7 protein-coding genes and 1 pseudogene are annotated in these 15,537 nt (G+C 71.3%); 6 read left to right on the top strand and 2 right to left on the bottom strand.

What is annotated here, in order from left to right:
- Nucleotides 1-41: 41 nt before the first annotated feature.
- Entirely contained in the window at nucleotides 42-125 is an 84-nt protein-coding gene (locus tag FREUN1FDRAFT_RS47585) for a hypothetical protein (RefSeq protein WP_369809777.1), read from the top strand.
- A 75-nt stretch (nucleotides 126-200) separates the two neighbouring features.
- On the opposite strand, the pseudogene FREUN1FDRAFT_RS42360 reads toward FREUN1FDRAFT_RS47585, so the two are convergent.
- A pseudogene (locus FREUN1FDRAFT_RS42360) lies at nucleotides 201-548 on the bottom strand (VWA-like domain-containing protein); the annotation flags it as partial.
- A 604-nt stretch (nucleotides 549-1,152) separates the two neighbouring features.
- On the opposite strand from FREUN1FDRAFT_RS42360, the gene FREUN1FDRAFT_RS33560 reads away from it, so the two are divergent.
- Nucleotides 1,153-3,456, top strand: coding sequence for a hypothetical protein (locus FREUN1FDRAFT_RS33560; RefSeq protein WP_035956066.1), 2,304 nt, complete (start codon nucleotides 1,153-1,155; stop codon nucleotides 3,454-3,456).
- A gap of 88 nt (nucleotides 3,457-3,544) precedes the next feature.
- Nucleotides 3,545-4,003 (top strand): hypothetical protein, encoded by a 459-nt coding sequence (locus FREUN1FDRAFT_RS44525; RefSeq protein WP_157475713.1) that lies wholly within the window; start codon nucleotides 3,545-3,547, stop codon nucleotides 4,001-4,003.
- 7 nt (nucleotides 4,004-4,010) lie between these two features.
- On the opposite strand, the gene FREUN1FDRAFT_RS33555 is transcribed toward FREUN1FDRAFT_RS44525, so the two are convergent.
- Entirely contained in the window at nucleotides 4,011-4,325 is a 315-nt protein-coding gene (locus FREUN1FDRAFT_RS33555; RefSeq protein ID WP_157475712.1) for a hypothetical protein, read from the bottom strand.
- A 107-nt stretch (nucleotides 4,326-4,432) separates the two neighbouring features.
- Here FREUN1FDRAFT_RS33555 and FREUN1FDRAFT_RS33550 point away from each other — a divergent pair, with 107 nt between their 5' ends.
- The 3 genes from FREUN1FDRAFT_RS33550 to FREUN1FDRAFT_RS33540 form a co-directional block, all read left to right on the top strand.
- A complete protein-coding gene (locus FREUN1FDRAFT_RS33550; protein WP_035956063.1) occupies nucleotides 4,433-9,385 on the top strand; it encodes an AAA family ATPase in 4,953 nt (1,650 codons plus the stop codon).
- 39 nt (nucleotides 9,386-9,424) lie between these two features.
- Entirely contained in the window at nucleotides 9,425-13,477 is a 4,053-nt protein-coding gene (locus tag FREUN1FDRAFT_RS33545; RefSeq protein ID WP_006544805.1) for an AAA family ATPase, read from the top strand.
- A 15-nt stretch (nucleotides 13,478-13,492) separates the two neighbouring features.
- On the top strand, nucleotides 13,493-15,537 hold a 2,045-nt coding region (locus FREUN1FDRAFT_RS33540; RefSeq protein WP_006544804.1), incomplete at its 3' end, for a serine/threonine-protein kinase.

The raw sequence follows: 15,537 nt of genomic DNA, 5'->3' as shown, positions 1-15,537 counted from the left end.
CCCGCGACATCCGGCCCTGCCTCACCGGCCACACCGACTCTGTGGATTCGGTGGCGTTTGCGCCAGACGGGCGCACTCCAGCCAGCGCCAGTAGCGACACCACGGTGCGGCTGTGGGAAATCTGATGACCGGACCCGCCGGCCATCAGGAGGGCCGCTTGGCCGCCACGACGGCAGCCAAGCCAGTGGACGCCCGAGTCGCTAGACGATCATGATCCGTACACGTCGGTCACCGATCTGGACGAGGCGGGCCCAGGCTGGCGGGGCCTCGGGCACGTACTCGCTGTCCTCGGACCAGGTTCCGGGCCGGTCGAAGAGGCCGATCACGGTCCGGCTGGGCGGGCGGCGCGGCCAGGGTGTCTGGCCGTCGGTGAGCGCGACGATGACGTCTGGCCGGTGTCGGAGTGCCGCGGCGAAGCCGGCTCGCAGGTCCGTCCCGCCGCCGCCCACGAGCGGGAGATCCTCTGCGCGGCACAGCGTCGTTACCGGGCCGGCCGCGGCGTCGCAGGGTACGACCAGGACGCTGTCGCGCCGGCACGTGCATGCTCGATGGCCAGGATCTGCCGGTGACCCTCCAGGTCGCTGGGCGGGGGAGGGAAGTGGGCGGCGCCGCGCCGAACAGGTCGGCGCCGTCCGGAGCAGCGTCCGGCGGATCACCCGGAACGCCGTCGGCAGCGACTGTCAGACGAAGCGCCTGGTCGAGCACCCGGACGCACGGCAGCGGCGGGCCGGGTCAGCTCGGCGAGGAACCGTTCACGGCGGAGTTCCATCGGATCACGGTCGAGCGCGACCGGCAACCCGTTGACCAGGACGACCAGGTGAGGGGTGCCTCGGCAGTCCACGTGCCAGACAGTCTCCGAGGCTGAACCGAGGCGCTCCTCGGCGCCGTCGCGGGCATTCGCGTTCTCGACGGGGGCGGCGGCGCGGAACGGTCACGCGCGGGCCGCGAGCGATCGGACTGGAAGGTGATGGTCCGGAACACCGCCGCAGTCCCCTGCCGGCAGGGTGGTCAGGACCCCCGGGCAGGTCTGACTGCCCGTTCGGGCGGATGCGTCGGCGGTTCGGGCCGGTCCGTCGGCGCCGTCGCCGTCGATCGGCCATCCAGTCCCAGACTTCGGAGGGGTCAGGCTCACGAGTCGATGAGGTCGTTGACGTGGGATCAGGACGAGTCCCGGCCGAGCGGCCCGCCGCTGCTGCCCGCTCCTCCGGCCGGCCTGCGCCGGCCACCGGGACCCGGGGAGACCAGCATCCGCTGTTCGGCCTCCAACGTTCCGCCGGCAACACCGCCGTAGCCGCCGGCCGTGCCGTAGCGGCCGGCCGTGCCGTAGCCGCCGGCCGTGCCGTAGCCGCCGGCCGTGCCGTAGCCGCTCGCGGTGGCGTCGTCGTGGGCGGCGGCGTTTCCGCCGGCCGGCCGGTCGTGGTCAACCGGGACCCTGCGAAGCCGCCCGCCAGCCTGTCGCCCGAGGAGCGGGACACGCTGCTCAGGGCGTCGCTGGTGCTCAGCAAGGCCCCGCCGATGTCAGAGGCCGACCGGGACGTCGTCGGCCGAGCGCTACCCGGCGCGGCCGTGATCTCCCTGATCCGAGAACGTGATCAGAACCGGGGGCGGCTCGCGGACAGGACCCGGGCACTGGAAGAGGCCGAACGGCAGCGTCGTGACCCACCTGAGCACGGGACCCCGCCCAACGACCAGATGATGGCCGAGCTGCGCGGCGAGATCGACACGCTCCGGGCTGAGGTCGAACGGCTCAACGGCCAGATCGGTCCGCTGCTGGACGGGCTCGGCGTCGCACCCGGTGAGCAGGGCGAACGCGAGCGCGCGATGGTCCGCCTCATCGAAGAGGATTTCCCGCCGCGCTTCCTTGAGCGCGGCCGGCAGATCGCCAACACGATGCTCGACCAGAACCAGCGGATCGTCGGGGACGAGATCGCGCGGTATGCCGGCGTCTGCTCGACCGATCCCTCGGACCGCGACCGGCTCCGCACGGCGGCGCAGCGGCTCAACAGCCTCGTGCTCGACGTCGAGGATCTTCGGCGCCAGGAACAGGCCCTGGTGGCCGACCTGCCCGACGGCGGGGTCACCCCCACTCACGAGCGGCTCGGGGCAATGCGGACACGCCGCGAGGAGAGAGAGAAGACGCTCCAGCGCCAGCGTGCCGAGACCGAACTGCAGTTTCCGGTGCTGCTCCAGGTACCGGTCGCCGAGGTCGCGACCGCTGACGATGAGGCGCTGGACAGGCTGCTCGGCGCGAAGCTCGCCGCGATCAGCGACAACATCAACAAGACCAGGGAGAACGTCGCCTCCGGCCGGCTGAAGGTGTGGAACCTGCCGGACGTCGTTCGCCTCACCGCGCAGGATCTGGGCGTCACCGGCAACGAGATGCTGATGGGGGCCGTCCAGCAGAAGGCACGGCAGCAGGACGCGGACGAGGCGATGGTCCAGATGGCCGTCGCCGCGGTCGGCATCACCGCCGGGCTGATCGCCACGCTCGCGAGCGGCGGGCTCGCCCTCGGCGCCGCGGTCGTCGCTGCCGGAGCCGGTGCCTACCAGCTCAGCGAGAGCGTGCAGAACTTCATGGCCGAGTCCGCTGCCAGCAACGTGGCGCTCGACCCGCGTATCGCGGATCTGTCGGCGAACGAGCCGGACATGTTCGCGGTGGCGATGGACATCGCCGGACTGGTCCTCGACGTGGCCGACGTGCTGAAGGCGGTCAACGCGCTGCGGGCGCCGACGAAGTTGCTGCTCGAAGGCGGTGACGCGGCCGAGTTCATCCGGGCCGCCCACGGCACCCTGCCGCCCGCCGCCGCGGAACGGGCGGTGGCCGGGGTCATGCATCGCGCCGCCGGGCAGCGCGCGATCCGGACAGCGCTGCGTGCGGTCAAAGGCACCGAGTTCAGCGCGCATTCACTCGCGAAGATCAACAAGATCCTGGAGGAGGTCGCGGAGGACGGCTGGGCGAAGCTCTTCGCCCAGTTGAGCCCCAAGCGCGTGCACCCACTCACCGAGAAGGCGCTGGAACGCGTGTACGGCGCACAGGAGGTGGCCCGGCTACGGGCCGAGGGTGCGCTCGCCGAGGACTGCGGCGGCCTGTTCATCGCGGGTGCCACCCCTGGAACCGGGCACATCTTCCTTCGCGAGGGTCGCCTGGCAGACGTCGCCTCGGTGGTGGTCCACGAACTCACCCACCACCTCCAGGACATCCACAAGTCCGGCATTGACAAGTTCACCGCGGAGTTCCAGGCGTGGCTGGCTCAGCAGGAGTTCCTCCGCCGGCTGGCGGCGCAGGGCGGTGCCGGCAATCTCGCGGACGATCTGCGTGTCATACTCGAAAGCGAACCCTGGATGATTGCGAACAGCATCGTCGACAAGTACGAAATCCCCCGCCTGCCGGCCTACAGTGCGGTCCGGGAAACTCAGGATGTGCTCACCATGCTCAAGAAGATCAGAACACCGTAGGGCCACGCCTCATTCGCCGTCCCGGTCGGCGGGCGGACGCCGATCCTCGGCGACTACGAATGCCCATATTTTTGCTCTGGAGGTCGCGGTGAGCCTACTGTCGTCTATTTTGCTAACGGCCCTCGGCGGTATCCTGACGGCATTTGGCGGATACATAGGTGTGCGATACCAGGCTAAGGAAGCGGCACGTGCGCGCCGCGAGACGCAACAACGGGAAGATCTGTTCAGGCTCCACGCTGAGCGACGAGAAGCATACGTGGCCTTCTATCAGGCTGTTGGAGGATGTCGAAGAGCCTTCGCTCTTATGGCGCAACCCGGCTGGGATCGACCATCTGCTCGTGAAGTCAGGAGTAACCTATGGGCATCCTGGATAGTGCTACGCCTTATCGGAAAAGAGGGAGTCTTGGAAGCTGCGAGCAATTTCTTGAGTTACGTCGACGGCATGCTCGACGGTTCGATTTCATTTAGTAATGAGGACTGGCGTGATCTCGTTAACGGCTATGTGGAAAATGCTCGCGATGACCTGCTTATGGGTAATACGATCTAAATGGTGACTACAGTCCGATGGTGGCGCCATCCCGCGTACGGAGGGCACCTGGCCCCACCCGCGTCACCTCCGCGCCGGGGCAGGTCGGGGCCCTACGTGCGGTGAGCACTGGTGGGTCGCGGTTGCGGCGGATCTCGCTGCTGATCGTGGCGGACGTCTGCGAACGGATCCGGCTGTGTACCCGCGGGTCGCTCGCGTCGTCTGCTTCGGTGCGGGCCACGGAGCCGAGGACGCGGATGTTGCTCACATCGCGGCGTCGCACGATCGCGTAGACGACCGGACGGTTGGCGACGCCGCGCCGGGCGGACGTCGCACTGGACAAGACAAGGACAAAGGCCACACCTGACGTCGATTTCTGTCAAACGAGTAATAGATTCGCCCCGTTCCACATGTCGTGGTGTGGCGGGGGGCACAATGGTGGGTTTTTCTGTGGGTGAACAGGTGGAAGGCGCCCGGCTGGCGGTCGTGCGCCTGGGCGACTGCAACTGTTCCGGAGGACCTGGAGACGGCGGCCCCGCCTTCGCGGACGCGGGGATGCCGGCCGGGGGTTCCGTGGCCGCGGCGGCAGCGCGACTTGGTCTGCCTGCCGAACACCGCAGTCTGATCGCTGATCCGGCCGCTGCGGTGGACGTCGCGGTGGCCGTCGCGCGCCTGGCTGCAGAGGCCACCAGTACCTTCGGGATCTACTGGGACGGCCCGCTGCGGCTCGCACACGACGGTTCTCCCGAGTTCGTCGTAGGCGACACGGCCCTGACCCTGGCGAATCTGCTGGCGCTTCTGTCGACCACACCGGCCCGGAGACGGTTCCTTGTCATCGACGGCCGGCTGGCCGGCGATGGTTCCCCGGTCGGCCCGGCCAGGAGTAACGGCACCGGCGACGGCGATGGAACAGTGGCCGCGGGCGGGCAGGCTTCCCCGAGTGGGAGTGCCGCGGAGCGGCTGCTGGCGGCGGTCGCGGAGGCGGCCCGGTCGACGGCCCCTGGCGTCGAAGTCCTGGCCTGTGTCGGGCAGCCACGGTCAGGGCGGTCAGCGCGGTCAGGAGGAGACGGCCCGCTGTTCGGCCAGCTTCTCAGTCTCCTCACCCACGGGGAGCCAGCCGGGCCGGACGACCTCACGATGGGCACGCTGCACGACCTGGCCGCGGGCAGACTGCGGGCGGCGACGACGGTCAGCGTCGCCCGGGTGTCGGCCGGCTGGGCCGACGACATGGTCGTGACCCACAACCCGGGGCGGCTCAGGCCGCTGCGGGAAGAGGACGACACACCGACCTCGGTGCTCTCCGCCGGCGAACTGGACGTACCGGTGCCGGAGATTTCACGGCCTCCTTCCGGCGCCGATGATTCGGACTGCCCCTATCCGGGGTTGGGCGCTTTCGACGCCGGCATGGAGAAGTTCTTCTTCGGCCGGGCCGCGCTGGTCGGTGAAGCGCTGGGGCTGCTGCGGGAGCGGGCGGCCGGCCGCGGCCCGCTCGTCCTCGTGGGGGCCTCGGGCTCGGGCAAGTCATCGGTGCTGCGGGCGGGGCTCCTGCCCGCGGTGGCGCGGGGCGCGCTGGGCGAGGTGATGGGAGCGGCCTCGCCGCGGGTCGTCCTGACGCCCACCGAACATCCACTGGCCGAGCTGGCGGGCCGGATCGCCGGCGCTCTGTCGGCGCCAGGTCTGCGCTCGGTGCTGAGCGACACGTTGCGCACCGCGCCGGAACGTCTCCCCGAGATTCTCGCCGATCTGCTGCGCGCACCCGCCGGACCCGAGGGCGATGCGGCGTCCACGACGCCGCTGGTGCCCCGTCGGCTGCTGCTTGCCGTCGACCAGTTCGAGGAGACCTTCACCCTCTGCGCGGACGAGGCCGAACGCGATGCGTTCATCCGCGCCCTGTGCGCCCTGTGCGCCGTGGCCGTCGGCCCGTCCGCGCCCGCGGTGGTCCTGCTCGCCGTGCGCGGCGACTTCTACCTGGAGTGCGCCGCCTATCCGGCGCTGGCGGAGCCGCTGCAGGACGGACAGATCGTTGTCGGCCCGATGCGACGCTCGGAGCTGTGCGAGGCGATCGTCGAGCCTGCCCGCGCGGCGGGGGCCGAGGTGGAACCGGTACTGGTGGAGCTGCTCCTCGACGATCTGGCAGCCACGTCCAGCACGTCCAGCACGTCCAGCACGTCCAGCACGGCCAGCACGTCCAGCACGTCCAGCACGTCCAGCACGGCCAGCACGGCCAGCACGGCCAGCACGGCCAGCACGGCCAGCACGGCCAGCACATCCACCTCGACCGGCGCCGCCACCTCGGCCACCTCGGTCGGCGCGAGCGGTGGGTTCTCCGACGCCGGTGTGCTTCCTCTGCTGGCCCACGCGCTGCGCGTCACCTGGGATCACCGAGAGGCCGGCACGTTGCTGGAGCGGGCCTACCGCGACGCCGGCCGGCTGGCGGGCGCCCTGGCCAGAAGCGCCGACGAGCTGTACCTCGGGCTGGGTGAGGTGGGCCAGCAGGCCGCGCGCGAGCTTCTCCTGCGCCTGGTGCGCGTCGGCGACGGCGGTCCGACTCGCCGCCCGCTGCGCCGCGACGACCTGTTCGACGAGGTCGACGCGGCCCACGCTGACGCGGAGGCGGCTCTGAACCGCCTGATCGCGGCCCGCCTGCTGGTGGCCGATGAGGACCGGGTGCAGATCGCTCACGAGGCACTTCTGTGGTCCTGGCCGAGGCTGCGGGACTGGGTCGAGCTCGACCGCGCCGGCAGCCTGATCCGCCAGCAGCTCGACGATGGCGCGGGGGAGTGGGTGGCGAACGGCCATGACCCGTCGTTCCTGTTGTCTGGCCCGCCGCTGGCCGCTGCCCGTGACTGGGTGGACGCCGGTGGCCGGCGCCGGGGGCTCGGAGAGCTGGCCAGGCGCTTCTATGACGCCTCGATTTCTCGGGAGCGGGCCCAGGCAGCCGTGACCCGGCGACGCACCCGCCGGCTGCTGGGGCTCGCCGCCGGCCTGTCGGTGCTGGTGCTCCTCGCCGCCACCCTGGCCGTCGTCACCTTCGACCAGCGCTCGACGACGATCGATGCTCGCGACCAGGCGCAGTCCCAGCACATCGCCGGGCTTGCCGAGGACCAGCGCAGCACCCGCCCGGAGCTGGCCACCGACCTCGCCCTCACCGCCGAGGAGATAGCTGACACAGCCCAGGCCCGCTCCGCGATCCTGGGCTCGCTTCCGGCCACCCGCCTGCGGGGGGTGCACACCGCGCCGATCGGCGCGGTGGCCTACAGCCCGGACGGACAGCTGGTGGCGACTGGTAGCGACGACGCCACCGCCGCGCTGTGGAACGGCGCGGAACCCCAGCAGGGGCTGATCAGTCGGCTGCCGAGGTATCTCGGCCCTGACGGCAAGCAGTACGCGGTCAAGTCGGTGGCGTTCAGCCGGGACGGGCGGACCCTGGCCGTCGGTATGGCCGACGGCGTCGCCCAGCTGTGGAACATCGCCGATCCGCGTCATCCGGTGCTGCAGGCCGCGCTGCCGCGGGCGGCGACGGAGACGGGCCTGGAGACCGGCGTCTACGGGCTGGCATTCAGTCCGACCGGCGATGTACTGGCCGTCGGCGGGTACGGCACCACCGTCCGGTTGTTCGACGTCGGTGCCCCGGCAGCCCCCAGTCCGCTGGGCGTTCTCGGCGGCCCCGAAGCCGCGCTGTCGCATACCAAGCCTGTACGGGATATCGAATTCAGCCCGGACGGCACCAGGATCGTGACCGGTGGCCTCGACGGCCGCGCCATCCTCTGGAGCGCACCGAACGGGACAGCCGCCGCTCGGCCGCTCGCGGAACTCCCCTGGCCGGACGATCCCGAACTACAGGAGGCACTGGAGGCAGTTCGTTCTCGGGAACTCCGGGTTTCGGTGGCCTTCAGCCGCGACGAGAACGCCGTCTACTACACCTGCGCCGGTTATCTGTGCAGATCCGGCCTCGATGGTGCGGACGGGGCCCCGGCGCCAGCCGAATATTCGTATGTCACCGGCACGAAGACCAAGGATCTCGTATCCCTGGGCGGTGGCTCAGTGGCAGTGGTTTCGGATCTGAACAGGATTTCGCTGCTCAACCCGGCCTGGAGTTCCGATGAGCTGGCGGCCTGGTCGTTGGAACGGCATGGCTGGGCGATCGCGGTAAGTCCCGACGGCCGGCACGTCGTCACCGGGGCGGACGACACGGACCTCCGTTTCCACAGGTGGGACGGTGCGATGATCAGCGCTTCCTTCGAAGGTGTACGGGTGGTCGAGACGGGGGTCGCGGCGAACGGGACCGATCATCTTGTCTTCATGGGCGGAGACCGGAGCATCATGGTCTACCGTTCGAATCCCGATGGGACCGAAAGCTCCACGCTGCTCGGCTGGGTGCACAACGCGCACCCTTTTCACGCCTCCGCGGAAAGTATCAGTCAAGGCCGGGGAAGCCTTGCCGTCAGGGGCATGGCGTTTCGTGCCGAGGACCAGGTGCTGATCACCGCGACGGTGGAGGGCTTCAGCCTGTGGGACGTATCGGCGGCGGCACTGGAGGGGTGGAGCCGTGAGCCGCTGCGGGGGGATGAGGTCTGGCTGAACGGCTATCCGTCCACGATGCCGGCCCGGCCAGCCCCGCTGGCATCGGTCACGGCGGACGACCGGCCCGCCGACAACACCTCCGCACGTTTCATGAGTATGGACCTGAGCCGCGACGGCTCCCGGCTCGTCGTCGGGGACAACCGAGGAGGCTTCACACTCTGGGATGTCTCCGACCCGCGCCACCCGGCGCAGATCGGCTCCCGGCGGGATGCGCACCCCGGCGCCGGTTACGTTCTGACCGCGTTCAGCTCCGACGGCCGCTTTGTCGCGACCGCTGCCAAGGACGGGCTGGTGCGGCTGTGGCGGGCTTCTGATCTCGCGGCCGGCCCGTTGGGCGAGGTGAAGTACGACGGGATACCGGAGGACCTGGAGTTCGCGCCGACCGGGTCGTTGCTGGCAGTCGGCGGGAGCAGCCGCCGGGTCCAGCTGATCGAGGTCTCCGCCGCGTCGGAGCTGACAACGGTGGGCATGACCGCTCCGGCCCGGGAACTGGTTTTCGGGATCGGGTTCAGCCCGGACGGCACCCGCCTTCTGGTCAGCGGAGCGGACCTGAAGATGTGGAACGTCGATGCCGACCACCGGGCGGATCCCGAGCTGGTCGCGAACCTGGTTGGCGGGGGCTCGACTCCGGTCTTCAGCCCAGACGGCCGGTACGCGCTGGCGGCGGGTGGAGGGAACGCGACCGGCGTTTTCTGGCTGCCGGTCGACGCCGATGACTTCGCCTCCCGGATCTGCCGAGAAATCGGGGACCCCGTGCCCGCCGAGGAGTGGGACGAGGTCCTGCCGAACACGGCGTACCGCGATCCCTGCGCGAGCTGATCCGACAGCCACCCGGCCTCATCATCCAGGAGAAGTGTGATGACACAAGGCTCTGCGGGTACGCCCGCGGGTGTCCCGGACAGTGGCTCGCGGCCGGCGGTCGTGCGGGCGAGCCTGCCGACAGCGGCCAGCCTGCCGATAACGGCGAGCCTGCCGTCAGCCGAGCCGGGGCCCACGTCGATCCTCTCGGCACCGGCGGCCGGACCGGTCCCGCCGCCGGCCCCCGGCCGATCAACGACACCGGCATGCCCATATCCGGGTCTGAGCTCCTTCGAGGCTGCCGCGGAGAACTACTTCTTCGGCCGCACCGACCTCGTCGCCGAAGCCCTCGCCCGGTTGGCGCAGCGAGCCGCGGGGCAGGGGCCGCTGGTACTGGTGGGGGCGTCCGGGGCCGGGAAGTCGTCGGTGCTGCGGGCCGGGTTGCTGCCCGCGGTGGGACGCGCAGGGCTCGGCGCGGTGCTGCCGGCCGGGGCACCGCAGGTCACGTTGGCCCCGACGGAGCATCCGCTGGCGGAGCTCGCAATGCGAGTGACAGCGGCGCTGGGCGCGCCGGCTCTGGGCTGGGTCCTGCGGGACGCCATGCGCGCCGAGCCGGAGCGGTTCGCCGCTGTCCTCGCCGACCTGCTGGCCGCCTCGACGGGCGACCAGCCCGCCGACCATCCCGCCGACCAGCATGCCGACCGCCCGCGCCGACGGCTGCTGCTCGCTGTCGACCAGTTCGAAGAGATCTTCACGCTGTGCGTGGACGAGGCCGAACGGGTGGCGTTCATCCGTGCCCTGTGCGCGGCCGCCGCCGGCCCATCCGCGCCGGCGGTGGTGGTGCTGGCCGTGCGCGGCGATTTCTACCTGCGCTGCGTGGCCTACCCCGAGCTGGCGGAAGTGCTCCAGCACGGCCAGGTCGTCGTCGGCCCGATGGAACAGTCCGAGGTGCGCGACGCCATCGTGGAGCCGGCTCGACTGGCCGGAGTCACGGTGGAGCCGGCCCTGGTCGACCTGCTTCTCGACGATCTGGCTGAGGCGGGCGGCCGGGCGTCGGCCGGAGCCGGCCGCGGGCTGGCCGATACCGGCGTGCTGCCACTGCTGGCCCATGTGCTGCGCGTGACCTGGGATCTGCGCACCGACCGGACGCTGCGGGTGGGCACCTACCGGGACGCGGGCCGGCTGGCGGGCGCGCTGGCCAAGACGGCCGACGATCTGCTCGCCGGTCTTGACGACGCCGGGCGGGGAGTCGCGCGGATGCTGCTGCCGCGGCTGGTCCGGGTCGGTGAGGGCGGCCAGGTCACCCGCCGGCCGGTACGCACCGAGGCGCTCCTCGACGAGATCGAGGCGGATGGCCCGGCGGCGCGGGCCCTCCTGGACCGGCTGGTCGCGGCGCGCCTGGTGGAGGCCGACGGGGACCGGGTGCAGATTGTCCATGAGGCGTTGCTGCGGTCCTGGCCGCGGCTGCGGGGGTGGATCGAGCTTGATCGTGCCGAGGCGCTGGTCCGTCAGCAGCTCGACGACCGGGCGGGGGAGTGGGAGCGCCACGGCGAGGATCCGTCGTTTCTTTTCACCGGGCTGCGGCTGGCCGCGGCACGCGAGCAGATTGAGCCCGGCGGGCGGCGTCGGTCGCTGGGTGGGCGTGCCGGGCGCTTCTACGACGCCGCCGTCGCTCAGGAGCGCGCCGCGACCGCCGCGGCCAGGCGCCGCACCACCCGGCTGCGTGTCCTGGTGGCCGGGCTGGCCGTCCTGTCGCTGCTTGCCGTGTCGCTCACCGGCATCTTCGTGGACCAGCGTTCGGCGGCGGCGACCATTCGCGATGAGGCGCGGTCGAAGTACATCGCGGGCCTGGCGGAGGATCAGGCGTTCAGCCGGGCGGAGGTGGGCACCCATCTGGCGCTGGCCGCGCGGGAGTTCGCCGACACCAGCGAGGCCCGCTCGGCAGTGCTGGGGGCGCAGACGCCGACCCGCCTGAAGGACGCACACGCCGGCCCCATCCACACCGTGGCCTACAGCCGGGACGGTCGGCTGATCGCGAGCGGCGGCGAGGACGCCACCGCCGCTCTCTGGGACGGCGGCGAATCCACCGGCGGTCTCATCAGTCGCCTGCCGGCCTACCACGGCACCGACGGAGAGCCCTACACCGTGGGATCGGTGGCCTTCAGCCGGGATGGGCGGATTCTCGCCGTCGGGACGGCCGACGGCGCGGTACGGCTGTGGAACAGCGCCGATCCGGCGCACCCGAAACCCGGTGCTGCGCTGCCCACCTCATCGGCGGACCCGGAGACCGGCGCGGTCGGGCTGGCGTTCAGCCCGACCGCCGACCTGCTGGCTGTCGGTGGATATGGCAGCACGGTTCAGCTGTTCGACATCGGCGACCCGGCCGCGCCCCGAGCCGTGGACGTTCTCGGCGACGACGCGGACCGGCCCGCCCACACCATGGCCGTGCGGGATCTGGAGTTCAGCCCGGACGGCACCAGGATCCTCACCGGAGGCGTCGACGGCCGGGCCATTCTCTGGGCCGCACCCAGCGAGAGCGCGGCCGCCCACCCGGTCGCGGAGCTGGTGAACCCCGAGGACTCGGAGCCCCTGGAGGGCTTCCGATCACCGGTGGCCTTCGGCACTGACGGGGTATCTCTTTACCGGGCTTTCGGTGCAACGGTGGAGTATTTTCGGCCAGGCGAAGACGGTATGACCCCGGAATATCGTGGTCATACCATTATATCGGGGCCATATGTCCTCGCTGATATCGTCTCGCTCGCCGGTGGCGCGATCGCGGTGGTCTCAGCCAATGCGAAGATCAGTATCGGCTATCCGGCCTGGGACCTCGATGAATTCACGGCCCTGCCGCTCAGCCAGCAGGGGCTTGCGCTCGCGGTGAGCCCTGACGGTCGGCGGATCGTCAGTGGTTCCGCGGACAACGACCTCCGCGTCCACCAGTGGAGTGGAAGGTTGGTCGACGACGGCATCACCGGCATGTTGGCGGTCGATGCCGGCGGGCCGGACGGCCTGGTCTTTGTGGCCAGTAACTACGACATCATGGCCTACCGCTCCGATCCCTCCGGCCGAGAAGACGCGGAGCTGCTCGGCTGGATCAACGATGCCCACCCCTTCAACGCGACAGCCGACCAGCTGAACAAGGGGGTGGGAAGCACCCCCACCGTGGGCCTGGAGCTGCGCTCCAGCGACCAGGTGCTGGTCACGGCCTCCCGAGAGGGCTACAGCCTGTGGGACGTGTCGCCCGGCGGGCTCGCGGGCTGGACCCGCGAGCCCGCCAGCGGGGCCGCGGCCCTGAACGGCGCCGCCCGGCCATCGGCGCGCCCCACCCCCCTCGCGTCGGTGACAACCGGTGAGAACGCGCGGAACAGCTCGGCGCGGAGCCTCGTCAGCATCGACCTGAGCCCGGACGGCACCAGGCTGGCTGCCGGTGACAACCGCGGCGACATCCACCTGTGGGATGTCAGCGACCCGCGCCACCCGGTGCTGGCCGGCGAACGGCAGAACGCGCATCCCGAGACCAACGAGGTCCTGGTGGCGTTCAGCGCGGACGGCGGCCTGCTCGCATCCTCCGGGAACGACCAGAAGGTGCGGCTGTGGGACCCCGACGACCTCGGGGCGGGCCCGCTGGCGGAGGGGGGTTTCGGCGGACATCCCGGTGATCTCGAGTTCTCACCGACCGAGCCGGTGCTCGCCGTCGGCGGGGCCGACCGCAGGGTGTACCTGGTGGATGTGTCCGATCCGACGGCGATGAAGCTGCTCGGCAGGACGGCACCGGCGAAGGACCCGATCACGGCGGTCGCGTTCGGGCCGGACGGTACCCGTCTGGCCGCCGGCGGCGGTGATGTGAAGCTGTGGGACGTCGACGGTGGGCGCCTCAGGGATCCCGAGCTGGTCGCGGACCTTCCCGGCCAGACGGGGATCGTCGACCTGGCCTTCAGCCCTGATGGGCGGTATGTGCTGCCGGCGGGCACGGAGATGCTGAGTACCACCTGGCAGGGGGTGGACGTCGACGAGGCGGCCGCGCGGCTGTGCCAGCGGCGCGGGGGCCCGATCTCGCCGGAGGAATGGGCGGAATATCTGCCTGAGGTGCCCTACCGTGACCCCTGCGACTGATCGGAAGGGGGGAGTGTGTTCGAGCGGGAGGAGGCGATTCTCCACGGGCAGTACGAGCTGATCGAGACCGTGGCCCGCAGCGGGAACAGCGAGGTGATCCGCGGGCGGCACCGGGACATCGACCAGCGGGTGGCGGTCAAGCGGATCAGCTCACGGGACGCTCCCGCGCAGGTCGCCCGGCTGCTGCGGGCCGAGGCGGAGATCCTCACCGTGCTGAGCCACCCGCATATCCTGCGGGTCTACAACTACAACACCGACGGTGAGATCCACCTGCTGGTGATGGAGTGGCTGGAGCGCGGGACGCTGCGGCGGTACTTCGCCGACGCCGGCCGGTCCGTGCTGGACGTGTGCGTCGCCGGGATCGTCACCGCGTCCGCACTGCAGGCCGCCCACGCCAGGAATGTCGTCCACCGCGACGTCAAGCCCGCGAACCTCCTGGTGGCCGACAACCACACGATCAAACTCGCCGACTTCGGTATCGCCCAGATCGTGGACGAGGGCGGCCCGGCCGGAGGGGCCAGCCGGGCCGGCACGCTGCAGTACGCCCCGGCCGAGCAGATCCGCGACGGTCGGGTGTCCCCGGCGGCCGATGTGTACGCCCTCGGTGTGACGTTGTACGAGCTGTTCAGCGGCGCGCTGCCGTTCCCGCCCCCGGCGGGCGCCGGCGTGGACCAGTGGGAACATTTCGCCCATCTGCACGAGACGGTCATCCCGCCCCGGCTGGACACCATCGGCCCCACCCCGGCCGCGTTCGCCGAGGTCGTGTCGCGTGCGATGGACAAGGATCCCACGCGCCGTCACCAGAGCGGGCTGGAGGTCGCGCTGGACCTCACCGCGGCGGTTGTGGGCACCTACGGCCGGGATGCGTTCGCCCAGTGCGCCCTCCCGCTCTACGTGGAGCAGGAGTTGCGCGAGGCGATGTTCGGCGCCGAAGCCGCCGCGCTCGGCGAGTGGGCGGCGCCGCGGCCGGATCTCGTCTCGGCGGGGGAGCCGCACCCCACCGGGACAAGGCGCTGGCGACGGTCGGGCCCACGGAGGGCGCCTGACAGGCGAACCTCCCCGCCATCGGCACCGGAGTTCACCGTCGTGCCGGGCGATCCAGTTGGGCTGGGAACATCCAATGCCGGCGGCCGGAGGCGTCAGCCGGGCGCTGCGCGGCTGCGGCCGGCTCCCGAACCCGTTCACGTGCTCGACAGCCATGGGATCGCCCTGGGCGCCGACGGGTCGGTCTACCTCAGCCAGCCGGCGAAACACCAGGTGCTGCGGATCCGGCCGACCGGAGAGGGCCAGCGGGTGCTCGGCACCAGGGAGGCGGGTCACTCCGGCGGGTCCGGCTCGGGGCGGATGTCCCGGATCGACACGCCCTACGGCCTGGCCTGCGGCCCCGACGGGATGCTCTACGTCGCGGACAGCGGGAACAACCGGATTCTGCGGGTCGACCCCGATCGGGACGTCGTCGAGGTCGTGGCGGGTGCGGCCGGCAGCCGGGCGCTGGCCGGGCCCCGCGGGGTGGCCTTCGACCACGACGGGGCGCTGCTGATCGCGGACACCGATGCCCACCGAATCCTGCGGATCGAGGCCGGCGCGGGCGGCGCGGGCGGCCGGGTCGATGTCGTCGCGGGCGGCGCGGGCGGCCGGGTCGATGTCGTCGCGGGAACCGGAGCGCCCGGAACGAGCGGCGATCACGGCCCGGCGCGGCTGGCCCGGCTGCGCCGGCCGAGCGCCGTCACCGTGGCCGCCGACGGCCGGATCCTGATCGCCGACACCGACAACGACCGGCTGCGGGCGGTGTCCCCGGACGGGCACATCACCACGGTGGCCGGCGCCGCCTATGACCCGCGGCAGCGTCGGCTGCCCCGGCCGGGGCGGTCGCCGTCTGCAACGACGGGCGGATCGCCGTCTCCTGCGCCGGTGTGGCCGGGCTGCTGGAGCTGCGTCCGACCGGCCGGGGGAGCGACGGGGAAGCGACGGGGCCGAGCTGGTCCCGGTCGATCCGGTCGCGATCGACCCGGTCGGCGCGGCCGTCGCCGGAGTCGCCTACCCTGCCCCGGGGAGCGCTG

This window comes from Parafrankia sp. EUN1f (genome assembly GCF_000177675.1).
Classification (GTDB): domain Bacteria; phylum Actinomycetota; class Actinomycetes; order Frankiales; family Frankiaceae; genus Parafrankia.
Note: the sequence above shows the minus strand (reverse complement) of the source record. Positions and strands in the feature narration are given on the sequence as shown.